The organism is Bacillus sp. 3255, assembly GCF_031456485.1.
GTDB lineage: Bacteria > Bacillota > Bacilli > Paenibacillales > NBRC-103111 > Paenibacillus_E.
In genome coordinates this window covers 94,164-119,740 of record NZ_JAVDUS010000015.1, presented here as the reverse complement: position 1 = coordinate 119,740, position 25,577 = coordinate 94,164, and the positions used below count along the sequence as shown (strand labels likewise).

Annotated in this window: 17 protein-coding genes, 2 pseudogenes and 1 riboswitch; of the genes and pseudogenes, 4 read left to right on the top strand and 15 right to left on the bottom strand. The window is 52.9% G+C overall.

Annotated elements, in window-relative coordinates; all coding sequences use genetic code 11:
• Nucleotides 1–5: 5 nt before the first annotated feature.
• From J2X61_RS21895 to J2X61_RS21885, 3 genes are all read right to left on the bottom strand, one after another.
• Entirely contained in the window at nucleotides 6–1,676 is a 1,671-nt protein-coding gene (locus tag J2X61_RS21895; RefSeq protein WP_274467878.1) for a pyridoxal phosphate-dependent decarboxylase family protein, read from the bottom strand.
• A gap of 105 nt (nucleotides 1,677–1,781) precedes the next feature.
• Nucleotides 1,782–1,867, bottom strand: a riboswitch (cyclic di-GMP riboswitch).
• Nucleotides 1,868–2,099: 232 nt separating this feature from the next.
• Complete coding sequence (locus J2X61_RS21890) at nucleotides 2,100–3,902, bottom strand: ABC transporter ATP-binding protein (RefSeq protein ID WP_310190565.1); 1,803 nt, start codon at nucleotides 3,900–3,902, stop codon at nucleotides 2,100–2,102.
• Nucleotides 3,889–5,640 (bottom strand): ABC transporter ATP-binding protein, encoded by a 1,752-nt coding sequence (locus tag J2X61_RS21885; RefSeq protein WP_274467876.1) that lies wholly within the window; start codon nucleotides 5,638–5,640, stop codon nucleotides 3,889–3,891. The genes J2X61_RS21890 and J2X61_RS21885 overlap by 14 nt, the downstream gene beginning before the upstream one ends.
• A 182-nt stretch (nucleotides 5,641–5,822) precedes the next feature.
• On the opposite strand from J2X61_RS21885, the gene J2X61_RS21880 reads away from it, so the two are divergent.
• Nucleotides 5,823–6,038, top strand: coding sequence for a YrzA family protein (locus tag J2X61_RS21880; protein WP_274467875.1), 216 nt, complete (start codon nucleotides 5,823–5,825; stop codon nucleotides 6,036–6,038).
• Nucleotides 6,039–6,094: 56 nt separating this feature from the next.
• On the opposite strand, the gene J2X61_RS21875 is transcribed toward J2X61_RS21880, so the two are convergent.
• Both J2X61_RS21875 and J2X61_RS21870 read right to left on the bottom strand, forming a co-directional pair.
• Entirely contained in the window at nucleotides 6,095–7,054 is a 960-nt protein-coding gene (locus tag J2X61_RS21875) for an acetylxylan esterase (RefSeq protein WP_274467874.1), read from the bottom strand.
• 20 nt (nucleotides 7,055–7,074) lie between these two features.
• Nucleotides 7,075–8,712, bottom strand: a complete 1,638-nt coding sequence (locus J2X61_RS21870; RefSeq protein WP_310190561.1) for a hypothetical protein — start codon at nucleotides 8,710–8,712, stop codon at nucleotides 7,075–7,077.
• A gap of 251 nt (nucleotides 8,713–8,963) precedes the next feature.
• Between J2X61_RS21870 and J2X61_RS21865 the strand changes: the two genes are divergently transcribed.
• Genes J2X61_RS21865 through J2X61_RS21855 form a run of 3 tightly spaced genes read left to right on the top strand, consistent with a single transcriptional unit; the run spans nucleotide 8,964 to nucleotide 11,535 of the window.
• Nucleotides 8,964–9,986 (top strand): methionine ABC transporter ATP-binding protein, encoded by a 1,023-nt coding sequence (locus J2X61_RS21865; protein WP_379239773.1) that lies wholly within the window; start codon nucleotides 8,964–8,966, stop codon nucleotides 9,984–9,986.
• A 2-nt stretch (nucleotides 9,987–9,988) separates the two neighbouring features.
• On the top strand, nucleotides 9,989–10,645 hold the full coding sequence (locus J2X61_RS21860) for a methionine ABC transporter permease (protein ID WP_274469279.1): 657 nt from the start codon (nucleotides 9,989–9,991) through the stop codon (nucleotides 10,643–10,645).
• 32 nt (nucleotides 10,646–10,677) lie between these two features.
• Nucleotides 10,678–11,535, top strand: a complete 858-nt coding sequence (locus J2X61_RS21855; protein WP_274467871.1) for a MetQ/NlpA family ABC transporter substrate-binding protein — start codon at nucleotides 10,678–10,680, stop codon at nucleotides 11,533–11,535.
• A 315-nt stretch (nucleotides 11,536–11,850) separates the two neighbouring features.
• Here J2X61_RS21855 and ald read toward each other — a convergent pair whose 3' ends face one another.
• From ald to J2X61_RS21810, 10 genes and pseudogenes are all read right to left on the bottom strand, one after another.
• Nucleotides 11,851–12,966, bottom strand: coding sequence for an alanine dehydrogenase (ald, locus tag J2X61_RS21850; protein WP_274467870.1), 1,116 nt, complete (start codon nucleotides 12,964–12,966; stop codon nucleotides 11,851–11,853).
• A 127-nt stretch (nucleotides 12,967–13,093) separates the two neighbouring features.
• The gene (locus J2X61_RS21845; RefSeq protein ID WP_274467869.1) at nucleotides 13,094–14,758 is read right to left on the bottom strand and encodes a PucR family transcriptional regulator; all 1,665 of its coding nucleotides are present in this window, start codon (nucleotides 14,756–14,758) and stop codon (nucleotides 13,094–13,096) included.
• Nucleotides 14,759–14,946: 188 nt separating this feature from the next.
• On the bottom strand, nucleotides 14,947–16,107 hold the full coding sequence (locus J2X61_RS21840) for a DUF2264 domain-containing protein (protein ID WP_274467868.1): 1,161 nt from the start codon (nucleotides 16,105–16,107) through the stop codon (nucleotides 14,947–14,949).
• A complete protein-coding gene (locus tag J2X61_RS21835; RefSeq protein WP_274467867.1) occupies nucleotides 16,100–17,221 on the bottom strand; it encodes a glycoside hydrolase family 88 protein in 1,122 nt (373 codons plus the stop codon). The genes J2X61_RS21840 and J2X61_RS21835 overlap by 8 nt, the downstream gene beginning before the upstream one ends.
• 18 nt (nucleotides 17,222–17,239) lie before the next feature.
• On the bottom strand, nucleotides 17,240–18,256 hold the full coding sequence (locus tag J2X61_RS21830) for a LacI family DNA-binding transcriptional regulator (RefSeq protein ID WP_274467866.1): 1,017 nt from the start codon (nucleotides 18,254–18,256) through the stop codon (nucleotides 17,240–17,242).
• Nucleotides 18,257–18,380: 124 nt separating this feature from the next.
• Nucleotides 18,381–19,727, bottom strand: a complete 1,347-nt coding sequence (locus J2X61_RS21825) for an ABC transporter substrate-binding protein (RefSeq protein WP_310190558.1) — start codon at nucleotides 19,725–19,727, stop codon at nucleotides 18,381–18,383.
• A gap of 431 nt (nucleotides 19,728–20,158) precedes the next feature.
• Nucleotides 20,159–21,367, bottom strand: a pseudogene (locus tag J2X61_RS21820) (right-handed parallel beta-helix repeat-containing protein); the annotation flags it as partial.
• A 111-nt stretch (nucleotides 21,368–21,478) separates the two neighbouring features.
• Nucleotides 21,479–22,006 (bottom strand): annotated as a pseudogene (locus J2X61_RS36430) (LamG-like jellyroll fold domain-containing protein); the annotation flags it as partial.
• Nucleotides 22,007–22,641: 635 nt separating this feature from the next.
• A complete protein-coding gene (locus tag J2X61_RS21815; RefSeq protein ID WP_274467864.1) occupies nucleotides 22,642–22,770 on the bottom strand; it encodes a hypothetical protein in 129 nt (42 codons plus the stop codon).
• Between the two features lie 1,661 nt (nucleotides 22,771–24,431).
• Nucleotides 24,432–25,352: an LLM class flavin-dependent oxidoreductase gene (locus tag J2X61_RS21810; RefSeq protein ID WP_310190555.1), complete on the bottom strand. Its 921-nt coding sequence runs from the start codon at nucleotides 25,350–25,352 to the stop codon at nucleotides 24,432–24,434.
• Between the last annotated feature and the right edge of the window lie 225 nt (nucleotides 25,353–25,577).

The following is a 25,577-nucleotide window of genomic DNA, read 5'->3' as shown; positions in this document are numbered from 1 at the left end:
CATTATTACCTCCTGCTCATCGCTGCTTCACCGGCGTATTGGCGATACGTCTGATCGATCGTTTCTTTCAAATAACGGACGATTTCGTCCACATGCTGCACTTCCGTATAGGGGGAGATGATGAATAGTTTGGAGGCATAGAGCGCCACAGAACTGTGATCGGAAGTTGGAACAAGCAGGTGCTTCTTCGTATCGCCGAAGAAAATTTGGTCCCGCCGTTCGCCCAGCAGCTCGAACCACAATTCGTTAAATCGGTTGTTTCGCTCTACCTCCTGCAGCGTGCATGTACCGCCAAGCTCGTCCTGAAACCTGGAGACGCCTTCCGGATAAATGCGCAGCAGTGTAATGATGCCGGGATTGTCTTCATTCACGATGACAGCCTGCGGGATTGCCTCGCGAATCGCCTCACGAAAAGCGAGATTCACCTCAACGAACTGCGCCAGAAGGCGCTGATAGCCCTGAATGCCAAAAGCCAAGAGTGCACTGTAGATGCTGATGGAGCTGCCCATACGGGAACATTCCAACGTATACCCCGTGTGGTATTGCCCATAACCCCGGTGTCCGACATACGGCGTTTCGTCAGGATGCAGATCCATCAACCGCAAATCGCCGGCCTCCCGCACCAGAAACAAGCTGGTGACGTAAGGAGTTTGACCCAGCTTCTGAAAATCGAAGCATAGGGAATCCGCCATATGCAAATGCTTCATTCTGCCATGAATCTGAAGCAGCGCATGCAGAACCTCCTGCTTCAGATCGAGCGGATTCAACTCGAAGTCGTAATCGTTGAAGAAGGCGAAGAACCCGCCTAGAGCGGAATCCGCATGAATGTGCGCTCTTGGCAAATCATGCTGCTTCGCAATGGCATCGCTAACCGCATAAATTGCGGACAAATCGTCGATTCCCATAGCATCCGTCGTGCCTGTGGTCGCAACAATATAGACGGGAATGCCGCCGCCTGCGACCACTTCTTCCATCTTGAGCCGCAAATCGCCGACATCCATGGAGCTATCCGGATTCGTGCGAACGCGAATCAAGTGGTCGCTTCCGATCCCCGATGCTTCCATGGACTTGAACAAGGAGTAATGCGCCGCTTCGGAGCAGAACGCGTAGAGATTGCCGGGGACGCCTTGCTGCAAGGCATTCGGCGCTACTTTCGCAATCGCGATGCGCAGCCCTGAGAAGACGGCGCCCTGCCCGCCCCATGTCGTATAGCCGCCGCTGGTAAGCGGATCGTAGCCGATGAGCTTCGACATCATACTGATGACGCGAACTTCCGCTTCCGCGCCCGCCGGTCCGTATACATCCCACAAGTTGTTGCCATTCACCATGAACGCCGCCATCATGCCCAGAATACCGGGGATGGAGGCCATCGGTAGAATGTTGGTCAGAAAATATTTGGTATGGTAGGGATGGGCGTGCAGCAGCTTCAACAGCTCTGCGTTCACTTCCTCCAGGGGAACGCTGTCTCCCGGAATCGCGCTGTTCCGAATCAGGTTGCTGTAGAAATTCCCCGACCGGTCCTTTTCTCCTTTGAGGTTAACGCCATTCGGGTTTTTCAAGGCGTCGACGCCCGTCAGGATTTGTTCCATCAGCTGAAGCACCATTTGACGCGTTTGCGGATTCCCATTCTCACTTGGGAACAAATGCTGCATATTCGCAGGTCTTCTCTCTCTCATTATCTCTACTCCTATCGCTAGATTCGCTAGATTGGCCAAGCATAAATACGCACACAAAAAAAAAGTGAACCCTGGCAACAATGCCAATAACTTCACCAATCGCAGAGCTGCAACTGGCTGACATATCCTTGTTGGATGTAGTCCCTCTAGTTTTGCGTCCCTATTTTTCAATAGGTTTGCCAGTATGCTGTTTGAAAAACTACAACTCCTTTCGACATCCGTCGACATAATGTTTACAATTTTATACATCAGTATAGTACATTAGTCCAAATTAAACAACATAATTTACCACTTTTGTTTAGAAACCTTATTTTCTCTCTTTATATTGGTTCGCTTACATTTACTTGACCGAAGGTAGAATAATAGAAAAAAAAGCTTAGCTACGACTCTAATTATGAGTCATAACTAAGCTTATCCTGATGCCTATGATATCGTTTGAGCGGTCTCCGCGCTGCCCTGCGAGTGCAGGTACAGCTGCTCGTAGTACCCGTGCTGCGCCAACAGCTCCGCATGGTTCCCTTCTTCCACGATATGTCCGTGGCTCATGACCAGAATGCGGTTGGCATGAATGATCGTCGAGATGCGGTGAGCGATAACCAGTGTCGTCCGCCCCTCTGCGACAACCTGCAGCGCAGCTTGGATAAGCTGCTCCGTTTGCGAATCCAGATTCGCCGTCGCTTCGTCGAGAATCAAAATTTTGGGCTGGAACACGATAATGCGCGCGAACGAAATGAGCTGCCGCTCGCCGGCCGACAAGCCGCTTCCCCGTTCGGAGATCCGCGTGTCATAGCCATCCTTCAGCCTGGCGATCAGCGCATCGGCGCCGACCAACCGGCAAGCCTCAATCACCGCTTCCCGAGGGATGGTTTCATCGAACATCCGCACATTGTCCAGAATGCTGCCGGCGTACAAATACGGTTCCTGCTGCACAAGGCCTACGATCCTGTGAAGTTCAGCCTGCGGGATATCGCGGATATCCGTCCCGTCGATGCTGACGCTTCCCTTCTGCACATCGTAGAAGCGGCAGAGCAGCGAAATCAGCGAGCTTTTACCGGCGCCCGTCGTACCGACAATGCCGATCATTTCACCGGGTGCGATGCGCAGCTCCAGATTCTCGATAACGGACACCTCCTTCAAATAGCCGAAGGTCACATTGCTGAAATGAATCTCGCCTTTCACGTTCTGCATGGCAACCGGCTTCGCGTCCGGCTTATCCTTGACTTCCGGCTGCGTGGCGAAAATGTTCCAAATCCGGTTCATCGAAACTGTCGTTGATTGGAGCGTATTCCACTGCTGCGTAATATTATTGATGGGCTGGAAAAACTGCCGAATATACGTAATGAACGCATAGAGAACGCCAAATTCGATCGTTTTATCGAAAACGGCAATGCCGCCGATCCACGTAATGAACGCGACCGACAAATTGCCCAAAATATCAAAGGAACGGTTGAACAAAACGTTCGTGCGAATTTCCCGCAAATTGGCCCGGAAATAGCTGTGATTGCGCTCCTCGAAGCGGCTCATCTGCTCCTTCTCCTGATGGAAGGCCTGGATGAGATGCATGCCCGACAAATTCTCCGCGGCGAAAGCGACCATCTGGGACAGCTGCGTTCTGGACAGCTGGTACGTCTTGCGCATATACCTGCGGAAGCTGATCGCGATAAGCGCAATGATCGGAATAACGATCATACTGTACAGCGTCAACGCCGGATCGAGATGATACATCAGCACGATGATGAATATCAGGGTCATGCCGTCGCGCACGAGACTGAGCAGCACTTGCGTAAAAAACTGGTTAAGCGTCTCCGTGTCGCTCGAAACGTGCGTAATCAAGCTGCCGCTTGGCGTTTTGTCATAATAGGACATCGATTGTTTGAAAATGTGTTGGAACAGGTCCTTGCGAATTTTGGCCACAATGCTTTGGCCGGCGAATTGAAGCAGGTTGTTCTGCAGATAACTGAAAAACAGCGAGCTTATCGAAAGTCCTACATAAAATAAACAGATGAGCAGCAGGGCTCTGTAATCGTTTTTGCCGATCATCAAGTTATCATCGATCGCTATCTTGACGAGGTACGGCTGGAACAAGTCTGCGGCGATTCCCATCAGCGCGCATACGAGGACGGCCGCGAAGGTCCATTTGTGCGGCTTGGCGTATCCGGATAAGACCCGTAAGGACGCTTTGGCGGGCTGCGGCTCTTTCATGCCGGCGGTTTTACTCTGCGACATCGTGGCTCCCCCCTTCCTGTATCGCATGAAGCTCTGCATACAAGCCTTCCTGGGCGATCAGCTCTTCATGTGTGCCGCGCTGCACGATGCGGCCTTCATGGAGCACGATGATTTCATCGGTATGCTTTAACGCCGATATCCGGTGCGCGATCCAAATCGTCGTTTTGTTGGAGCGCTCCTTGCGGATCGTATCGATAATGTGCTTCTCTGTGACGGCGTCTACAGCGCTTACACTATCATCCAGAATCATCAGCGGCGAATCCTTGATAATCCCTCGGGCCAAGCTCGTTCTCTGGCGTTGTCCGCCCGACAGCGTGACGCCGCGTTCGCCCAGCTTCGTTTCGAACTTCTCGGGAAACGACGTGATGCTGGATAAAATCTGCGCTTTCTTCGCGGCGCGCTCCACCTGCTCCAGCGGCAGCTCCCTTTTGTAGAAGGCGATATTATCGCGAATGGTTGTGCTGAACAGGAAGCCTTCCTGAGGCACATAGGCGATCTGGTTGCGCAAGCTTTCCAAGGTCACGTTGCGAATATCCGTATCCCCGATGTAAACGGTCCCCTCCGGCGGGTCGTAAATCCGCAGCATCAGTTTCACCAAAGTTGATTTGCCGCTGCCGGTTTTACCGATAATGCCGATGGATTTGCCCGGTTCGATCGTAAGCGAGATGTCATGCAGCACCTCATCGTCGTCATCCGGATAGGCAAAGGAGAGATGCTCGATGCGTATGCCTTCATGATCCAAATGGCTGGGCTGCGCAAGCTCGTTCTGCACGACCTCTGATCTCAGATTCAGCAGCTCATTGAGCCGTTCGAGCGACGCCTTGGAGCGCTGCATGGCGTTGATGACGCGTCCGATCTGCTGCAAGGGGTTCACCATCATGCGTATGTACAAGGTTAATTCTACGAAATTACCGATTGTAATTCTGCCGAGAATCGTCAAATAGCCCCCAAAAGCAATCGCGATAATCAGCGATATTGCGCCCAGAAACGGAATGAGTGCTTCAAATAGGGAGGAAAGCCGGACCAGTCTCAGCTGGTTGTCGCGAATCCGGTCAACCGTCGCGCTAAACCTGCCGATCATAATGGACTCTACAGCGAACTTCTTCGTCACCCGGATGCCGCCGAACTGTTCTTCGGCCGACTCCGTCATTTTGCCTAATGCTTCTTGAACTTGCAAGGAACGGTTCTTAATGATCGGCTGAAACTTCACCGTTAGGAAAGGAATGAGCAGTAAAGGCAAAATGCAGATCGCAATTAAATACAACGGAATTGAGCTGAACAGCATCGTTGCCACGACGGCGATAATGAGTATCGCTGAGTTCGTGATCTGATTGATGCCCATCGAAATCGATTCGCGGATGACGGTTACGTCGTTCATGACATAGCTGAGCAGCTTGCCGACACCGTTCTTGGAATAGAAAGTAGCTCCCAGCTGTGTAAAATGATCGAACAACCGGTTACGGGTGACGAATTCGAATCTTCTGCCGTTGCGCATGATCAAATACTGGCCGATTGCCGTCAGAATGCCGAAGCTCAGACCGATGGCCAGCAGCATCAGGCTGTAATCGATAATCAGTTCCTTGCTGAGGCCTCCCTGCTGCAGCTTGTCGGTGAATTCGCCCAACAGCTTCGGATAATACGAATGAATGATGTTGCCAAGCGAGATCGACAATACGGCAGCGGCATACAACGGCCATTTCACTTTGAGAAAATCAATCAACAACCGTGTAGACTTCAAAACGACATCACTTCCTGTTACTTGTTGTCTGGAATATACAGCATTCCGATATAATTTCTGCAAGCTTCACGCGTCCCCTTACCAGTATACGCCTATTCCCCCCCACTTCCTATATCAGATATTGACGGTATAATAGAGAAGTGATCTAATCTTTACATCAGTTTCCCGGGAGGATTATCGCGATGGACTTCATACTGGACCGCATGGAAAATAAAATCGAGTTTTATCAAGGATATGATTTGAAACTGCTGGAGAAGCAGATTAACGAGCAAATCGATAACAATAAAGCGCTGCTGCTCGATGTTTTCGCCATTCAGCATCAGTCTGCCTTCGATCCGAATGCCGGCAAAATGCTGTACAGCGCCGTCGTTCATTTTAAAGCGAAAGCTCTCGGTTAAACCCTGCAAGACGACGAAAATGCCCTCCCATCTATGATGAGAGCGGCATTTTTCTTTTATAAACCAAGCATGAATTGCAAGGTTTTATCGTTAAAGCCAGGCAGACCCTCATGACCGAAATCAGGGTACAATTCATAGCTTTTTTTCGATTTGATTTTATTGTACGCGGCAAATTGCGTTGAAGGCGGGCAGACGGTGTCGGCGAGTCCGACGGCCATCATCACTTCCCCTTGAATTCGCTCCGCGAGGTTCTGAATGTCGATATAGCCCAGCTTCGTGAATACTTCGTCTTCACGCTTATGCTGCGGGTCGTGACGGCGGAAGAAGTCCTTCAGCTCCTGATACGCATCCTTCGCCAAATCCATTTCCCATACGCGCTTGTAGTCGCTGAGGAACGGATAGACGGGTGCCAATCGCTTGATTCTCGGCTCGAGCGCGGCGCATGCGATCGTCAATGCCCCTCCCTGCGAGCCGCCCATTGCGCCTACGCGCTCCGGATCCACCTCCGGCATGCTCATCGCAATGCCTGCAAGCTGCGCCGTGTCCAGGAAAATGTCGCGGAACAGCAGCTGGTCGGGATGGTCGTCCAGCCCTCTGACAATATGTCCTCTGAGTGTTGTCCCCTTCATCCCCCCAACATCTTCGGACAAGCCCCCTTGACCGCGGCAATCCATAGAGAAGAACGAATAACCCAGCGCTGCATATTGAATTTTATCGGACCAATCGCCGGAATTGCCGGAATAACCGTGGAACTGCACAATCGCCGGATGCGGCGCGGATGTGTGCTTGGGACGAATATATTTGGCATAAATGCGCGCGCCTTTCACCCCTGTGAAATAAAGGTCGAAGCATTCTGCGAAAGGCACTTGATACTCGCTTGGACGCAGCTCGATCTGCGGGTCAACCGCTTTCATTTCGGCAATCGCCCGCTCCCAATAAGCATCGAAATCGTCCGGGCGCGGGTTGCGCCCTTCATAGCTAAGCAGCTTCTCTAACGGCATGTCCACTAATGGCATGTTAACATCCTCTTTTCCTTTTATTTTAAAGGGACCGTGTAATCGGCGAAGTCGGCGGCAAGACCGTTCACATATCTGCCGGCTTCAACGTTCGGGCCGCTTCGGAAAACAAGCAAATCGTCACTCAGCGATGTATAAACAAGGCTGTTCTCATCCATGGTCGGCCGCTTCCGTCTCATGATGTCGGCAAATTGCCGGAGATCGGCGATCCCTTTGGCAGCTGCAGCGGTCTGATCCGCACACTCGAACACGACGGCGTTGGCAAAGCCTCGGCTTGTGACCACCGAGCGGTCGGCGAGCACCTCGCGCTGGTACGGCTGCTGCAGGAATACGGCCATATATACATGTCCGCACAGCCCGAATAACGCCCCGTCATCTTCCATCCACTCGCCTGGCGGCAGGCATCCGATGATGCGGTCAGGCTGATCTTCCGGAATATGATACATCGAGATGATCGTATTGCGGTGAAAAAACACTTCTGAGTATTCGCTTTGATGGCGCAAATCTCCTTCTGCGAATCCGGGTCCCGGATGGAAAAAATACGCGTGATTGACCCCATGCACACGTCCCAGCGGCAGGGCGACATCCCAGCGGTGCTGTTCATTGTCGAACTCGAGAACGCGTTCGTACATACCGCCCATGGCATAGTGATCCGTGATATAAACATAACTGTGCAGCACATCCTCTGAGTGAGCGGCGACAGCAGCTTGCTTCGGAATTTTCGATTTGACCTGTACGGGAGCTTCACGGTTCAAAGCGAGCTCGCGCGCATCGGCCGGCGCTTCATAGACAAGGAAGCCTGCATACTCCGTGCGCGGCATGTCCGCAGGCAGCGCGAAATCGCCATACTGCACGTAGTCATGCAGCACATTCGTGTCCTTCGGCATGTCGTGCGGCCACATGCGGGCATGCGGTCCCACCCACGCGCCGCCCAGGTAATACGTCGAGCGCACGCGCCATAAATAGTCCAACAAGCGGGACAGCTCGGCTTTCACCTCTGGATCTGCGACCAGCTGCCAAGCGCATGTGAATGCTTGGACCCAATGCCAGAACCAAGGCAGTCCGCCGTACTCGGACATTCCCAGCGAAGTCACTCTGTCTAAGGTCAGCCGCAAGCTCTCCGCACCATCTGCGAACAGCTCCTGATCGGCAAAGCGCTGCCCGAGAATGAGCTTGGCCGCCGTATATTTGGCTTCGTGATGGTTGAAATGCTCCATAGGCTTCCGGTAGAAATCGCTCCTATAAATATGGTGAAGAGCATCCTCGAACAAGCTTCTTAAATCTTCTCTCAGAACATGGGCGTACCGCTCATAAAAGTAAACCATCAAGCTGCCCATCAACTCGACAGGCAGCGTGTTCTTCGGCGCTTCCTTCGGCGCCGATCTCAAATTCAGCGGCCAATGCCCGTAGGTCGGGCTTGCCGGATCCCGGTCCTGGAGCTCCAGCAGCAGCTGCAGAACGCCTTCCGCCTTGGCCTTCGCCAGGCTGCGGTCGCCGGCGAAGGCGATCTCTTCAGCTTGAGACGCTGCAAACAGATAGGAGGCGTAGTAGAAATTGTCGCGCACATCCCCATGAAATAAAAAGCCGCTGCTCAGGAGCGGCTGGTCAAATGCCGCTTGCGCAACACGCGATTGAACCTCGATTTGTCTTTGTTGCAAATTTGTCAAATTTGTCATCCCCTTGGATACTTCACTATAAGAGCGTTTTCTTCACCGAGTGAAGCGCTCTCTTTTTCAGTTGAAACGTTTAACTTAAGTTTATATGCAAATAAATACAGCGTCAATGCGCAGTCGCAGATTCAATTTTCAATTTTTAGCTGTTGCATCCCCTTGCATTTTCTAATAAAATGATCTACCGTCGGTCAAAATATATCAACACCATAATTTGCATGGAATAGGAGGTATTCATCCTGATTCATATCGATAACTTGCTCAAAGTGTACGAGGATGTACCGGGACGCTTACCGGCCATCCAGCAGATCCACTTACATATCGAACGCGGAGAAATCTTCGGCATTATCGGGCACTCCGGGGCAGGCAAGAGCACTCTGCTGCGGTGTGTGAATTTGCTCGAGCGTCCTACTTCCGGGAGCATCCGGATCGACGGAGAGGACATGACTGCTCTGAATGCCAGACAGCTTCAGGTGAAGCGCCGCAAGATCGGCATGATCTTCCAGCATTTCAACCTGCTCGCTTCGGCCACGGTGGCCGAAAATATTGCCTTTCCATTGAAGCTGGCGGGTACGGGTCAAGCGGAAATCCATGCAAGAATCAAGGAGCTGCTTGAGCTCGTAGGGCTGCAGGAGCACGCTCACAAATATCCGAACCAGCTGTCCGGCGGTCAGAAGCAGCGTGTCGGCATCGCCAGAGCGCTGGCGAATCATCCGGATATTTTGCTCTGTGATGAAGCGACCTCCGCACTCGATCCGCAGACGACGAACGCCATTCTCGCCCTGCTCCTCGACATTAACCGGAAGCTGGGCATTACCATTCTGCTGATCACGCACGAGATGCAGGTCATTCGCGCGATCTGTGACCGGGTAGCCGTCATGGAAAAAGGCACGATCGTCGAAACCGGCAAAGTGCTGGATGTATTCCTTCAACCCCAGCACAGGGTTACGAAGGATTTCGTCGGACAAGTTTCCGATTTGACCGATAGAGCCGGCCATACCAATTTGCAGCCTAGCGATCCTTCAGGCACTGTGATCCGCATAACGTATATCGGGGCCAAAACGTATGAGCCGATTTTGTTCGAAACCGTGAAGTCGACAGGCGTATCCTTCGCCATTCTCCAAGGGACGATTTCGTCCATGAAAGGGGTGCCTTACGGTCAATTGGTCGTTCAATTATCCGGCGGAACCCCTGGCGAAATCGCCGAAGTGACGGGCAAGCTGAAGCAGGAAGGCATGGATGTGGAGGTGCTGGTACCGTGAATATGAGCTGGGAAATTAATTGGGCCGAGATTGCCGGAGCAACCGGCGATACGCTGATCATGCTTCTCTGGTCGCTGCTGTTTACGGTGATCATCGGCTTGGCGCTTGGCATTATTTTATTTCTTACTTCCAAAGGCCAGCTGCTGCAAAATTTGCCCTTGTACGGCGTGCTCTCGCTGATCGTCAATGTGCTCCGCTCCGTGCCGTTCGTCATTCTGATGATCAGCGTGTTCCCGATCACCAAAGCGCTCGTGCACACCACCATCGGCGTCAAAGGCGCTATTCCGCCTCTGGTCATTGCCGCAGCGCCGTTTCTTGCGCGGCTGGTGGAATCCGCGCTGCGTGAGATCGAGAGCGGCGTCATTGAGGCCGCTCAATCGATGGGCGCAACGCCATGGCAAATCGTGTGGCGCGTCCTTCTGCCGGAAGCGCGCCCGGGCTTGATCTCAGCCGTGACGGTAACGGCCGTCACGCTGCTCTCCTACTCCGCCATGTCAGGCGTCGTAGGCGGCGGCGGTCTCGGCGATCTGTCCCTCCGTTACGGTTATATGCGGTTCCGTACGGATATTATGATCGTCACCGTCGTGATCCTTGTCCTTTTCGTTCAATTGCTGCAAATGCTCGGCGACCGGATGGTTGCCAAATACAACCGCAAATAAGACATCATAACATTATTGGAGGTCCTTGTACAATGAGAAAGCTTACTTTATCCCTAGTTTCCTTGTTCCTCGTGCTGGCGCTAGCCGCATGCGGACAAAAGCCGGCCGAGAACCCGGCCAGCACCGCTCCGGCCGCATCCGCTTCGCCTGCAGCGGCTGCGCCAGGCAAGGAAGTGACGCTGAAAGTCGGCGCTACGTCCGTGCCTCACGCAGAAATCTTGAACAGCCTGAAAGCCAAAATGAAAGAGCAAGGCGTTAACCTTGAAGTCATTGAGTTTAACGACTACGTCCAACCGAACGTTCAAGTGTTCGAGAAGCAATTGGACGCTAACTTCTTCCAACATCTTCCTTACCTTGAGCAGTTCAACGCCGACAAAAAACAAAACCTGGTGAAAGTCGCCGGCGTACACATTGAGCCTTTCGGCGCATACTCGCAAAAAGTCAAATCCGCTGCCGAACTGAAAGAAGGCGCATCGGTTGCGATTCCGAATGACCCTTCCAATGCCGGCCGCGCGCTGGCGCTGCTGGAGAAGAACGGCCTGATCAAGCTGAAAGACGGCGTAGGCATTAAAGGTACTGTGAAAGATATCGTAGAGAACAGCAAAAAGCTGCAAATCAAAGAGCTTGATCCGGCGATGCTGCCGCGTACGATCGGCGAATTCGATCTTGCTCTGATCAACACCAACTATGCGCTGCAAGCTAACCTGAACCCTACGAAAGACGCGCTGTTCATCGAGGATAAAAACTCTCCGTACGTGAACATTCTCGTTTCCCGTCCGGATAACAAAGATTCCGAAGCTATGCAGAAATTGGCGAAGGAATTGAACTCCGCCGATACGAAAAAATTCATCGAAGACAAATACAAAGGCGCAATCGTTCCTGCGTTCTAATAAGGCAAAAGGTGTCCCACAGCCATCATCATGGCGGGGACACCTTTTTTGTCATTTTTGCTCAATACCAAGTTAACGCCGTTGGAAGAACACGAATAAACAGAACGATATCTTGCATGAATTTTCTCATGACACTCGCCTCCGGAAAGACAGAAAGCGCCTATCCTCATTCAGGATAGGCGCCATTGCCTCAAGTATATTAGGTGCACGTCGTTGTGCGGTAATATTAATATACATCGTTGTGCGATATATGTCAACTATAATAACATAATTAAAGGATTTCTATGATTTGTGTAATGAAACATGACATAAATTCTATCTTAACAGCGAGTAAACGTCCGTATATTCATATCCGTGTGCCTCTGCCACTGCTTTGTAGGTGACATGGCCGCCCACGACATTCACCCCTTTGGCGATCGCGCTGTTGTCCAGCGCCGCACGCACATAGCCTTTGCCGGCAATCTGCAGCCCGTACGGCGTCGTTGCATTGGTCAAGGCCAAGGTAGACGTACGCGCCACGGCCCCCGGCATATTCGCTACCGCATAATGGATGACACCATGTTTCTCATATGTCGGGTTATCATGCGTCGTGATGCGGTCAATAGTCTCGATGGAGCCGCCTTGGTCAATCGCGACGTCGACGATCACACTGCCCGGACTCATCGTTCTCACCATGTCTTCTGTTACGAGACGCGGTGCCCGGGCCCCCGGGATTAGGACGGCCCCTACGACCAGATCGGCCCTGCGTACGACTTCCGCGATGTTGTAAGGGCTGGACATGATCGTTTTGACACGGCCTTGGAACAGATCGTCCAACTGACGCAGCCGGTCCGGATTCAAATCGACAATCGTGACATCGGCGCCAAGACCGATCGCCATCTTCGCCGCATTCGTGCCGACGATCCCCCCGCCGATCACCGCTACGCGCCCCGGCTCGACACCCGGCACACCGCCGAGCAGGATGCCTTTGCCGCCATGCGCCTTCTCCAGGAAATGCGCCCCGATCTGCACGGACATGCGTCCGGCCACTTCACTCATCGGCGTCAGGAGCGGCAGGCTGCCGTTAGCCAGTTGAATGGTCTCGTACGCAATCGCCGTCACTTGGTTGCTGGCGAGTGCGTGAGTCAGCTCAGCTTCCGGCGCCAAATGCAGATACGTATATAAAATCAAGCCTTCATGGAAGTAACCATACTCCTCCGGAAGCGGTTCTTTCACTTTAACGACCATCTCGGCGGACCATACTTCAGCAGCGGAATGTACGATGCTGGCGCCTGCTTGCACATAATCCTCATCCGTGAAGCCGATGCTGTGACCCGCCTTCGTCTCCACCTTCACTTCATGACCGGCTTGCGTGTAAGAAAGCACGGAGCTTGGCGTCATGCCAACGCGAAACTCATTGTTTTTGATTTCTTTAGGAACCCCGATGATCATTGCGCATCTGCCTCTCTTAGGGACCCTTGACATAAAAAGGATCCGTCTTTACTTGATATTTCCAAGTATAAGAGGGATCCGCTATCGTTCCATTAGACAAAATGTAAAGAAACTGAATCTATCTTTTTCACAATTTCGTTTCGGGGTGCAGCAGTTGGTAGGCGCGAATGCCTACCTGCAGCGCCAGGCGCTTCTCCGGGAGCATATAATCGGCTCCGAGCAGCTCCTCGATCTTCTCCAAGCGGTAATACAGCGATTGTCTCACGATAAAAAGCTGCTGAGCGGCAATTTGTTTGGAGCCGTCGCTGTCGAGATAGACTTTGAGCGTGCGCAGCAGCTCGCTGCCTTTCAGCCGGTCATGGTCGAGGATCGGCCCCAAATACGTACGGACGAACGATTGCAGCAGCTGTTTGTCCGCAATATGAAACAGCAGCTGGTACACGCCCAGCTCATCATAAAACAGCACTTTGCTTTGCAGCGTAGGCGCAAGGGAAATCGCCTGAAGCGCCTCCTGGTAGCTCTGATGCGCCTGCAGAAAGCTTCGATTGCTCTGACCGACGCCAATCGTCAACTCCATCTCTTCCTCCGCTTTCAACAGCTGCAGCGACGCTAGAACGTGCTGCAGCCGTTCTTTGGCCGGCCGCTTCGGCGCTTTGTCGAACGCGACGACAACAAGCCGGTTATTTTTGAGCGTAAGCAGAGGATGGAACGTATGCTGTTCAAAAACGGACCTTGCCGCAAGCGAGAGGTGAATGCCCGCAGACTCTACGCCATCGCTCGGCAGCGCCGGATGGTCCTCGCCTGCTTTTGACTCGAATTCTATTAAAATGACATAGTAAGGCAGCTCGTTCAGCTGTTTGAAGCTGCTCCCGATCAGCACCTTGATCTGCTCTTCATCACGAATGCGCAGATGCAGCAGATCATCCACCCACAGCGTTTGGGAATAAAGCTTCCGCTCCTCCATATACCGCTTGCGCAATAAATCCTGCGCGATCGACAACGAGGCTGAGTCCAGGATCAAGTACTCGTATTCCTGCGGCTTACGGGCGAGAATGAGAACAATATGCGCCCAAGTTTTGCCCATGGCGCCGACAGGGTGAACGATGACGGTCTGCCCTTCCCAGTCAAATACCGCTGGCGCGCCTGCATGCCGCGAGTTCCCGCCATCCGGGAGACGGCCGCTTACCACATCCAGCCATTCCTTCATCTCGCGGCTGCCCGTCTGCGGGACGAATCTCGGCTGCCCGTCCGTCGGCACATAGATGACTTGGGCTTTCGTGCTGCTCTGCAGCAGCCCCAGCACGTGCCCCACCCCCTGCGAGGAGAGCGTCATGCGGTGGAATTCACGCGATATTTTCTCCAAATCCTGCAGCGCTTTATGATGTTGATTAATGATATGCGCATGAATATCCTGCGTAATGTCGATGAAGCGCACAGCCTGCGGGAATATAATAAGCGGCAATTGGCATGCTTCCGCAGCAGCGATCCACGGCTCGGGAATGGCTGTCAAATAATGGCCCATCTCGATGCAGAGACAGGACACGTTGTTCGTAACGAGCTGGTTCAGATAGGTCATGAACAGAGCCGTATCGCTCTTGAAAGCGGCTCCCGTCGTCAGAATCATCTCTCCGCCCTGGAGCAGCTCCTCGAATTGAATCACTTCGATAATATGGACCCAACGTACCGTCCGATGCAGCCCGTTCCGGCCGGCCGCGATATGGGCGTGTTGAAAAAACGGCCTGCCCAGCACTTCTTGTACCGTTAACTGATAATCTTCATTCAAAAGCGTCACGCTACTTTCTTCTGGCTCGCGAAGTTATCCACAATCGCTCTATATGGCTATTTGGGGATAACAGGATTTTACGCCATTTAGTATACATGAAAAATGGCGCTGCGTCATATAAATCCCGGCTGCCCGCACATGCGTCGTTGGACAAAAAAAAGCGCCTGTTTCACGAGGAAACAAGACGCTTCGTTGTGTTACACATATATCGCTTTGTCAATGGCAACCGTGTGCCCCGCCCATACTTGCTGCGATGTCCATAGCGCATCGGCTCCTTGCCAGAACGGATCGTCCGCCGGCAAGCCGAGCGGCAGGAACACCGCCGAGCATAAGTACAGACTGCCGGTTGAGATATACGGTTCGCCCAGCTCCGGCTGATGGCCGCACAGGCCGATCTTCAGCCAGCCGGCCTCGTCGAACGTACCCGGCGCTTCGATCAAGCGCTTGATCACCGCGGTCAGCGCGCAGCGAACTTGAGCCGGCGCGACGCCGTCCGGCAGCTCGCGGCGCTGTGCGGTTTGGGCCAGCGCTTGGAAAGCGCCGAACCGGTACGCGAGCGACCTGCCGACGACGGGGAACGTACCCTCCGGTGAAATGGAGCGTTCCTGTACCGCGGCGAAACGCTGCGCGCGGATGATGATTTTTTCGCGCATAGCGCCCCAGTCCGCATATTCCTCGCCGACATGCTCGATGATATCGACCATCATCGGCTGTATGACGAAGCTGTTATAATAATCGGCATGATATTCCGGGCCGTCGCCGTACATGCCGTCGCCAAGGTACCACTGCTCATGCTGCTTCAAGGCGAAGTCCACCCGCATCCGGTCCCAATCCGCGCCCATGAAGCGCAGCGCCGTTTCTGTCATGGCGGCGAACAGCAGCCAGTTGTTGAACGCAGGCTTGCGCGTTCGCGACGACTGCAAAGCTTTCACCAGATTAGCCTGCACCCGGCTGTCCAGACCATGCCACAGCGCATTCGGAGCGCGGAGAATGGCATGGGACAGGAAGGCGGTGTCAACGACCGGCTGAAAGCCGTGGCTAAAGTTCAGGAAATCCGGAGACTCCGGATCCGTCGCGGCGTCCAGCCCTGCCTGCACCAGTGCGACATAGCGCAGGCGCAGCTTTTCTTCTTCCGCGTCTGCAACCGGGTTCTCCAGCCAAGGAGCAAGACCGACCAGCGTACGCGCCAAAGCTTCCAAGTGCGAGTATTGGCGCTGCTCTTCTTTTTTATTCTCGACGGGCATGGTTGCTCGCAGTTGTCTTGCCGCCAGCGCCTGCAGAACAGGATCGGCAATGCGCAGCATCGTTTGAAGCCAATATGAACGCGTATTCTGGCTAGATGTCGTTTGATTACTCATACCAGTATCCTTTTAGTCCTTTCTCCATGCGAACCAAAGCCTCTAAGTAGTAGTAGTCGCCCCAAATCATGAAATCGTCCGGCGCCGCGCCGCCGCGAACGCTGTAAGAACCGCGCTCAATGAACCCTTGGGCATCCGGTTTGCCGATCGTTGCGTATGATTGGACGAGTCCCGTCATCGAACGTTGGATGCCATCCTGCAGAATTGCACGGTCGGCGTCATCCGCAGCCAGATGCTCCAAAATTTCGAGCGCGCCCGCGGAAGCAATCGCCGAGGCCGAGCTGTCGCGCTTCGTATCTGCGTTAACCGGTGCATTGAAATCCCAATAGACTACGTTGTCTTCCGGCAAGCGTTCGAAGAAATATTTGGCCAAACGTTTTGCCGTCTCCAAATATAGCGGATTGCGCGTATAGCGGTAGGAAAGCGCAAAGCCGTAAATCCCCCATGCTTGACCGCGTGTCCAGGTGGAGCCGTCTTGGTAGCCTTGATGCGTTCCTCCGCGCAGCGGCTCGCCGGTTTCCTGATCAAAGTAGAACGTATGATAAGAAGAATCGTCACCGCGCACCAGGTAGCGGCGGCTCAAGTCAGCATGAATGACCGCCGCCTCTTTGTATTTGGCATCGCCGGTTTGCTCGTACGCCCAGTACAGCAGCGGCAGGTTCAGCATGCAATCGATAATGATGCGGCCGCCGTTCTGAGGATCGCCTTCCAGCCCCCATGCTTGAATGTACTGGCCTTTCGGTCTCCAGCGCTTCATCAGCACGTCGGCAGCCTGCAGAGTAAGCTGTCTTGCCGCTTCGTCCTTCTCGATGATCCACTGCGCTTTGGAAGACAGGGAATACAAGAAGCCGATGTCGTGGTGATCGAGCGCTACATGGTTCTCCAATCTTTGCTTGAAGCTTGCCACTGTTCTCCGCGCTGCTTCCTGGAACACCGGATCACCGCTGTATTGGTAGCTCAGCCACAGAATGCCTGACCAGAAGCCGTCCGTCCAATCCGTATTCGGATTCAAGTGATACACATCGTTCTCGCTGACATGCGGAAATAGATCTCCAAAACGTTCAATATTCGCTCTCGTTTTCTGTAAGGCATCTTCAATGGCTTGTTTCCACATGAATGTATCACTCCATTATCATAATTTGGTCGTTTCTCGTTCTATAAATGTAAGCGGGACCTCTATTTCCCGGTCTTCCCCTGAATCCTCTTTACTGCCGAACTTATGCAGCAGCTTCCCGATCGCTTGGTGCGCCTGCTCATAGTAAGGAATGTCCCAGCTCGAAATGCCCGGGTAACTCTCCTTGGCAATGTAATCGTTGTTGATGCCGATCAGCCGAATGCGATTCGGAATATCAATCCCGAGCCGGTTAGCAGCCGATAGTATGCGCAATGCCACATGGTCGTCAAAGGCGATGATGCCTATCGGATGTTGGTAACGCTGCACCAAACCGCTTAAATACGCTCCGATATCCAACCCTTTGCTATCGGCGATTTCGTGACCAATACCGCTTCCATGCTGCGCCATTCCCGACTGGAACCCCAAGCGGCGCCGTTCGTCGATCACTTTGGAGCCTTTGCTTCCTATGTAACATATCGTGCCGCAGCCGCGGTCAACGAGCACCTTGACGGATTGCTCGCAAGCCCCTGCAAAGCCTAAATTCACAGCTCCCGTCGCAATATCTTCCGGCCAATTCCACCCATTGATCATAACGAGCGGCGTACCGCTGTTCACAATGGAACGCGTCGTCTCGAAGCCCATGGCCAAACCATGGCAAATAAGTCCGTCGACCCTGCGCTCCAGCAGCACTTCCAAGTGCCTTCTCTCAATGGCCGGATCGAATCCTCCGGAAGAGAACACGGAGAGATGGTAACCGACATTGTGCGCTTCAAGCTGCAAATGTTCGGCAAGCTGGCCATAGTAACTGCCCAGTGCCGGGATAATGACACCGATTTCATAAGTTTTGTTGCGGCTTAACCCCGCTGCCATCGTGTTGCGCCGATATCCAAGTTGTTCAGCAGCCAATTCGACCTTGCGGATCGTCTCTTTCGACGAACGAATACCACCTCGATTCAGCACATTGGAGACGGTGGCGATGGAAACGCCGGCGGCTTCTGCCACTTCTACAATGGTGACTTGTTTGGGCTTAGACATCCCTGTTTCAACTCCGTTTTGTTAAACGTTTAACATACATGTATAGCTTAATTTGAAACGTTTAACCTGTCAAGAGAAAAAAAAGACCGGATCTCCCGTTTCGGGAGAATTCCGGTCTTCGTTCTTACTTGGCTTTATTTTTCGCCAAAACGGCATTGGCATCCTTACGGAATTTCGCCGCAGCTTCTTCCACGCTCGTCTTCTTATACAAAATTTGCTCTGCCGTTGCTTTCAGCAGCTTCTCAACTTCGATCGAACCTACCGGATTCGGAGGATCCAATTGGGAGGAGTTTTGCTCAGCCCATGCCACGTAGTCGAAAATTTTCACTTCGTTCGGGGTCAGCAGCGGCTTCAGCGCTTCCTTCACTTTGGAGGAGACAGGCACACCGCGGTCGCCTTTGATCAATTTATTCGCTTCGATATCGTTCACGAAGAAGGAGATGAACTTCGCCGCTTCTTCTTTCTGCTTCGAGCTGTTCGCGATCGAGAAGTACATACTTGGCTTCAAGAATAGTCCCTTACTGCCGTTGCGGCCAGGAAGCGGGTACAGCTCAAGCGGACGGTCTTTCACCAAATTCGCTACAGCGAGGAACTGGTTGGACCAGCCATTGCCTGTAATCGAGTTGCCCAGCAGGATTTCATCCTCCTCGGCTACCCCTTTCTTCTGGGATTCTTTATCCAAAGAAAGGATGCTGCCTTGATCGTACCATTTCTGATAGCGTTTGAAATAGTCGATTAACGGTTTGTCATCTTTGAATCCTAGCTCGGTGCCTTCTGCATTGTACATTTTTTGATCGATAGAACGCAGGTAATACGGGAAGAATACTTCATGGTGAAGGGCGAAACCGCCAACTTGCTTACCGGCCGCTTTGGCTTTCGCCGCGATAGCTTCATAATCTTCCCAAGTCCAATCTTTAGATGGAAGGTCGATGCCTAAGCTTTTGAATGTGTTCACATCAACCGTTGTGGAAAGTGCGTTCACACCCAGGTTCATCGCAACCAGCTTGCCGCCGACTTCACCGCCGGAAAGCGCGTTTGGCGAAATGGAGGAAACGTCGATTAATCCGTTCTTGGTATAAGGCGTCATATCCGCCAGCTGATTCTTACCGCCATATTGCGTCAGATAGGAAATATCCATCTGAATGACGTCCGGCAGCTGATTAGCCGATGCTTGCGGTGCAAGCTTTTTCCAGTAATCGTCAAACGGTGCGTACTCCGCTTCAATCTTCACATTCGGGTTCTGCTTCTCGTACATTTCGATCACTTTCAACGTGTAATCGTGACGGGCTTGACCACCCCACCATGCTACGCGTAATTTAACCGGATCTTTGCTTGGTGCTGCGGATGCAACAGCCGCTTTACCCGGTTCGCTGCTTGCCGCAGGCTTCGATGTGTCGGTCTTGCCGGAAGAGCATGCAGCCGCCGTGAACATCATCGTGAGCGACAGCGCTAGTGTGAATACCTTTTTCATCTCTATTCCTCCCCTAAATGAGCCGTTCTAAGTTTGGGTAACGCTTACATCCTTATTATCCAACTTTATGAGCCAAAGTTTAATCCAGAAAGTAGAGGTATTTGTTTAAAAAACAGTGTTAAAGATTTATTAAAAAAAAATAAAACCATCATCGCACTTTTTACGTAGTACTGTTTATGCTCGACATTCTTTCAGGGTTAGGGAGGTTTATTGCTTATGACAATGACACTCAGGCTTTACCAAACCGCTTCAATCCGGGATTCCATCTCCATGTTAGTCTGGTATTTACGTAAAAAACGCCGAGCGTAACATGTTTGATATTGATTGCCAAAGAAAAGGCTGCTCCGAGCTGGTTCTCAGCTCGGATGCAGCCTTTTTTTCAGATCCAATGCCTTGGACGCAACTCCCGGAGCTGACAGTCAGCTCTCCTGTTATGGTTGTTTGTAGCCAATATCGGTACCGGCTGGTGAACCCGATCCGAGCAAATCGCTGCCTGTCGCCAGCTTCATAAAGCTGCCCAAATTCGGCGACCCATCGCTATTGCGCGTGAGTGCAGGCGTCAGGCTGACGAAATCCTCATCGCTGGCCAAGAGGCCGGCCGCATTGGTGCTCTTGTTGTTTTTCCACCAAACATTGGAGTTCTGTACGTCGGTGCCGCTGGATTTATCGCTGGAAGCACCTTTGTAAGACAGGTTATTCGTGAATATATGCGTTCCCACATCGAAGGTGAAATTGCCTTGGCCATTGCTGAAAGCCGTATTGCCCGTTAACGTGATCGAGCCAGGGTTGCTGTTGTAGGTAAAACCGTGCTTCTTGTTAAGATAGGCCACAGAGTTGGTTACTACATGGTTCACCGCAATTTTCTCCCCGCCAAGCTTGTAACCGTTGCCGTCGCTGTTGCTCGTCGAGCTGCCGGAGGACGTCTGTCCGTTATGATGTGCTACGCTGTTCTTGATCGTAATCGTCCCAATCGGCCCCGTCTCCGTCTTCGTATACAGATCCCATCCGTCATCGGTGTTATAAGCGGCTATACATCCATCAAAAACATTCCCTGAACCGACCGTCAGCTTAGCGGCAAAGCCGTCAGCATCTTCACCGTTATCGGGATCGAAGTTATCATGCGAGTAGGTGTTGAGGACGAGATTATCCGCCGGCCACTCGCTGTTCGGCGCAGATGAAGAATGCCTTCCGAGTTGAACGCCTGTATCCCGGTTATGATGGACGTCCAAGTTCTCAAGCCGGTTATGATTGCCCGCTACGTAGACGCCGTTATCCGCAGCTCCCTTGATCTCCAATCCTTTGACGGTCCAATAACTTCCGTTCAATTGCAGCCCGCGATTGTTCAGGGAAACGTCCGAAATATTGTAGGGTTGAGAACTGAAATCAAGGATAGGCTTCTCCGAAGCGTAAGGCATGATCTGCTTAACCGCACTTGCCGTCCCGCTGTTCGTCCGGTCTATCGTAATTTGCGTGCTGTAGCTGTACGTTCCGCCGCGCATATAAATGATGCCGCCTGGGGCTACCTTCGTCAGCGCGGAGCTTAAAGTCGTCGGGCTCGCCAATGTCCCTGCATTGTTGTCCGAGCCGTCAGGAGCAACATAGACGGCGCCAGCTGTCGGCGGCGTCGACGGTGACGGCGAAGGGCTTGGCGGCGCCGAAGGCGACGGACTTGGCGGTGCAGACGGCGACGGGGATGGCGACGATGTCGGCGCAGGCGTTGAAGTGGCGCCTGAACTGTCCGTTACGAGGACGTTATCGAAGCTGGCTGCACTTTTGTAAGCCACCAAGCCCACCGCGCCGGAAGTTAAGCTTGTATCCGTTGCCATTAATTGAAGTGTACCGTTCACATACATGCGAATCGTCGAGCCTGCCAGTTCAAGCTTGACCGTATACCAGGTTCCGGCTGCCAGCGGATAATCCAACGTAGCCAACGTTGTCGTGGAACCGCTTACTTTTTTGCGGATTTCAAGCTTGCCGCCTCCGCTGTTATACAAAGATGCGGCATAGAAATTGTTGCCGTCCTGATAGCGTCCTGCCACATACGCCCGGTTGGTGCCGTTCCAATTATCAATCTTCACATTGGCCTCTACCGCGTAATCCGTCCATGCCGTATTGCCCGCCGATGCGCGGCCTTCAATCGCACTCGTTTGGCGGTACACATAGGATCCATTATCTTGGACGACCGACCAGGTGCCATTTTGCGTCGACCATCCGGCCGCGTCCCCGTCATCGAAATTATCCCCCAATAAATTAGCCGCAAAAACCGGCGGAATCAGCATCATCCCTGCGATCAATGAAGCAGTCGCTGCAGCTGCAAGCATATGGACAGGCTTAACTTTTGTCATTAATTACATTCCTCCTTTAATATTCATACATACTTTCCGTATGCATGATTCTAGATGTCATTTGAATCCTCGGCCATCCAAACATGCGCCTCTATTCCTTCATTCATTCACCCCCTCGTTAACGATTCCCCCGGTATCTCGGGGAACGGGATTCGCTCCCGCCCGCACCCTGACTATATCCAGTGTTTACCAGGTGCAGCAATAATCATTTTTACATTTTCTAACTTTTCTGCGTAACAGCAAGCCTTGTCAGCGCTCAGTAATCACTAGCTCAGGTGATAATCACTTCGTCAGTTTGTGTGAGTTCAGTGTTATGTGAACCAGTGCGATAATGCAGAAATTTGCTCTCAAGAGGTGCGGGGACGTGCTTTGGCGCGATTGGCAGGCAGATTCGGTTGGAAGATCGAGCGATAGGATCGAAAGGGGAAATACAGTTCCTTATTTGGGAATAACGAGGGCAAATGGACGCTGAAGCGGAAATAAGATGCGTTATTTGGTTGATTCGGGTGCGAACAAACCAAATTCTGCACGGATAACGCATTGTATTTCCGCTTTAACTTCCAAAAGGACTATTCCAGCCGTATTAGCGAATCATATTTCCGCAAGCGCGATGCGATCAACAGTCCATACGAGCGCAGCCGCTGCTCGTAGTCAGCAACCGGCGTCACTTGCCACAGTGCAGTGCCGAGCGCCCGCATCCAGCTCCCCGTACACGATCGCCACTTCAGCCGTATCAGGAGTTTACTCTCCTGTGTGTGCAAGGTGGGAGTTGGTGCGGTTGATAGGTAGATACGGTTAAGGAGTTTGGGCTGCAGGAGCGGAAGCTAGTTGGTTGGACGTGGGCGATATTGTAGGAGTTTGCTCTCTTGAGGTGCGTGGCGGGAGTTGGTGCGGTTGGCAGGTAGATTCGGTTGGGGAGCTTGGACGGCGGGAGCGGAAGCTAGTTTTCTGGACGTGGGCGATAGTGCAGGAGTTTGCTCTCATGAGGTGCGGGCGAGAGTTGGTGCTGTTGGCAGGTAGATTCGGTTGGGGAGCTTGGACGGCGGAAGCGGAAACTAGTTGTTAGGACGTGTGCAATAGTGCAGGAGTTTACTCTCAGGAGATGCGAGGCGGGAGTTGGTGCGGTTGGCAGGTGATTTGGTTGGGTAGTTTGGGCGGCGGGAGCGGATGCTAGTTGTTTGGACGTGGGCGATATTGTAGGAGGTTGCTATCATGAGGTGCGGGCGAGAGTTGGTGCGGTTGGCAGGTAGATTCATTCGGGGAGTTTAGGCGGCGGGAGCGGAGCTAGTTGTTTGGACGTGGGCGATAGTGCTGGAGTTTACTCTCATGGAGGGTGAGGCGGGAGTTGGTGCGGTTGGCAGGTAGATTCGTTCGGGGAGCTTGGACGGCGGGAGCGGAAGCTGGTTGTTTGGACGTGGACGATAGTGCTGGAGTATACTCTCATGGGTATGCGAGAGGGGAGTTGGTGCGGTTGGCAGGTGATTCGGTTGGGGAGCTTGGACGGCGGGAGCGGAAGCTAGTTGTTTGGACGTGGATGATAGTGCAGGAGTTTGCTCTCAGGAGATGCGAGGCGGGAGTTGGTGCGGTTGGCAGGTGATTTGGTTGGGGAGTTTGGGCGGCGGGAGCGGATGCTAGTTGTTTGGACGTGGGCGATATTGTAGGAGGTTGCTATCATGAGGTGCGTGGCGGGAGTTGGTGCGTTTGGCAGGTAGATTCCGCTGGAAAGATCGAGCGATAGGATCGAAATGGGAAATACAGTTCCTTATTTAGGTAAATCGAGGCCAAATAGCCGCTGAAGCGGAAATAAGATGCGTTATTATGTTCATTTAGCTGTGAACAAGCCAATTTCAGCACGAATAACGCATTGTATTTCCGCTTTAACTTCCAAAACGACTGTTCCAGCCGTATTAGCGAATCATATTTCCGCAAGCGCGATGCGAGAACCCCTTAGCCAATTAACGTCGCTAAGCAGTTCATAGGAGCGTAGCCGCTGCTCATAGTCAGCAACCTTCGGTTGGGGAGCTTGGGCGGCGGGAGCGGAAGCTAGTTGTTAGGACGTGTGCAATAGTGCAGGAGTTTACTCTCACGGAGGGCGAGGCGGGAGTTGTTGCGGTTGGCAGGTAGATTCGGTTGGAAAGATCGAGCGATAGGATCGAAATGGGAAATACAGTTCCTTATTTAGGTAAATCGAGGCCAAATAGCCGCTGAAGCGGAAATAAGATGCGTTATTATGTTCATTTAGCTGTGAACAAGCCAATTTCAGCACGAATAACGCATTGTATTTCCGCTTTAACTTCCAAAACGACTGTTCCAGCCGTATTAGCGAATCATATTTCCGCAAGCGCAATGCGAGAACCCCTTAGCCAATTGCGTCGCTAAGCAGTTCATAGGAGCGCAGCCGTTGCTCATAGTCAGCAACCGGCGTCACCACCAAAAACTCGTCGACGCCACAGTGCCGGGCGAGCGCCTCCAGCTCCTCGCGCACGCTTGCCGCTGTGCCGACGAGCATCTTCCGCGGCGCGTCCTCCGCGCCACTGGCATCGCCGTCCGCCTGCAGCCACGGCACATCAGCGGCTAAGCTTCTCGCCGCTTCGGCCGTCTCCGCGCAGACGACGCCGACGGCGACGATCGCCCGGTGGCGCCCGCCTTGTGCGGACGGTACGAACTTCGCGCGATAGCCGCTCAGCACTTCCAGTGCGTCGGCATCACTCATAAACTGGCCGAAAACATAGCCAGCCCCGAGCTCAGCCGCGAAGTCCGCGCTTTTGCTGTTCGTGCCGAGCATCCACACCTCCGGCGGCACCTTCGGCACCGGCCTAGCTACGACCGGCTGCCCCTCGCATTCGAACCGGCCTTCGAGCAAGGCCATTAATGACTTCAACGACTCCGGCAGCTGCCGGACGTTCTCAAGAAAGTTCCCGCTCAGCGCGATCGCCGCATTCGCCGACCCGCCCGGAGCCCTACCAATGCCGAGATCGACTCTGCCGGGATACATAGCTGCAAGCATATGAAAGTTTTCGGCCACTTTCATTGGTCTGTAGTGAGGCAGCAGCAGCGCCCCTGAGCCAAGACGAATTCGATCGGTCTTTGCACCGACATGCGCTAGCAGCACTTCCGGCGATGTACAGGCGAGTCCGGGCATATCGTGGTGCTCCGCAGCCCAATAACGAGTGTAACCCCATTGCTCTGCCTGGACTGCCAGTCTGACCGCCTGTTGATAAGCAATCCCGGCATCCGCCGGAGCTATAACAGGAACAAGATCTAATACACTAAGCTTCATTCAAACGTCCCTCCCTTTACTCATTATGCGCTTTTCAAGGAGGAAACGCCAAATGGATGATTGTACACGTTGTCATTTTTGACGGTCGTCAGCCCCCTACAAACCGGGCGCAGCAAGTACTGTATATGAACCGGGGCTCATCCAATAGGAAACCTTAGCGCGTGGCAGCGGTAATTCCCCCTCTGGAAGAAACCGTTTGCAAGAGTGTTGGTCACACAGCTTGGT

Bases quoted from the DNA above. Each gene is read 5' to 3' on its own strand.
- J2X61_RS21895 (WP_274467878.1), bottom strand. From the start codon at position 1,676: ATGAGAGAGAGAAGACCTGCGAATATGCAGCATTTGTTCCCAAGTGAG.
- J2X61_RS21890 (WP_310190565.1), bottom strand. From the start codon at position 3,902: ATGTCGCAGAGTAAAACCGCCGGCATGAAAGAGCCGCAGCCCGCCAAA.
- J2X61_RS21880 (WP_274467875.1), top strand. From the start codon at position 5,823: ATGGACTTCATACTGGACCGCATGGAAAATAAAATCGAGTTTTATCAA.
- J2X61_RS21875 (WP_274467874.1), bottom strand. From the start codon at position 7,054: ATGCCATTAGTGGACATGCCGTTAGAGAAGCTGCTTAGCTATGAAGGG.
- J2X61_RS21860 (WP_274469279.1), top strand. From the start codon at position 9,989: ATGAGCTGGGAAATTAATTGGGCCGAGATTGCCGGAGCAACCGGCGAT.
- J2X61_RS21855 (WP_274467871.1), top strand. From the start codon at position 10,678: ATGAGAAAGCTTACTTTATCCCTAGTTTCCTTGTTCCTCGTGCTGGCG.
- ald (WP_274467870.1), bottom strand. From the start codon at position 12,966: ATGATCATCGGGGTTCCTAAAGAAATCAAAAACAATGAGTTTCGCGTT.
- J2X61_RS21840 (WP_274467868.1), bottom strand. From the start codon at position 16,107: ATGAGTAATCAAACGACATCTAGCCAGAATACGCGTTCATATTGGCTT.
- J2X61_RS21835 (WP_274467867.1), bottom strand. From the start codon at position 17,221: ATGTGGAAACAAGCCATTGAAGATGCCTTACAGAAAACGAGAGCGAAT.
- J2X61_RS21830 (WP_274467866.1), bottom strand. From the start codon at position 18,256: ATGTCTAAGCCCAAACAAGTCACCATTGTAGAAGTGGCAGAAGCCGCC.
- J2X61_RS21825 (WP_310190558.1), bottom strand. From the start codon at position 19,727: ATGAAAAAGGTATTCACACTAGCGCTGTCGCTCACGATGATGTTCACG.
- J2X61_RS21815 (WP_274467864.1), bottom strand. From the start codon at position 22,770: ATGCGGGCGCTCGGCACTGCACTGTGGCAAGTGACGCCGGTTGCTGAC.
- J2X61_RS21810 (WP_310190555.1), bottom strand. From the start codon at position 25,352: ATGAAGCTTAGTGTATTAGATCTTGTTCCTGTTATAGCTCCGGCGGAT.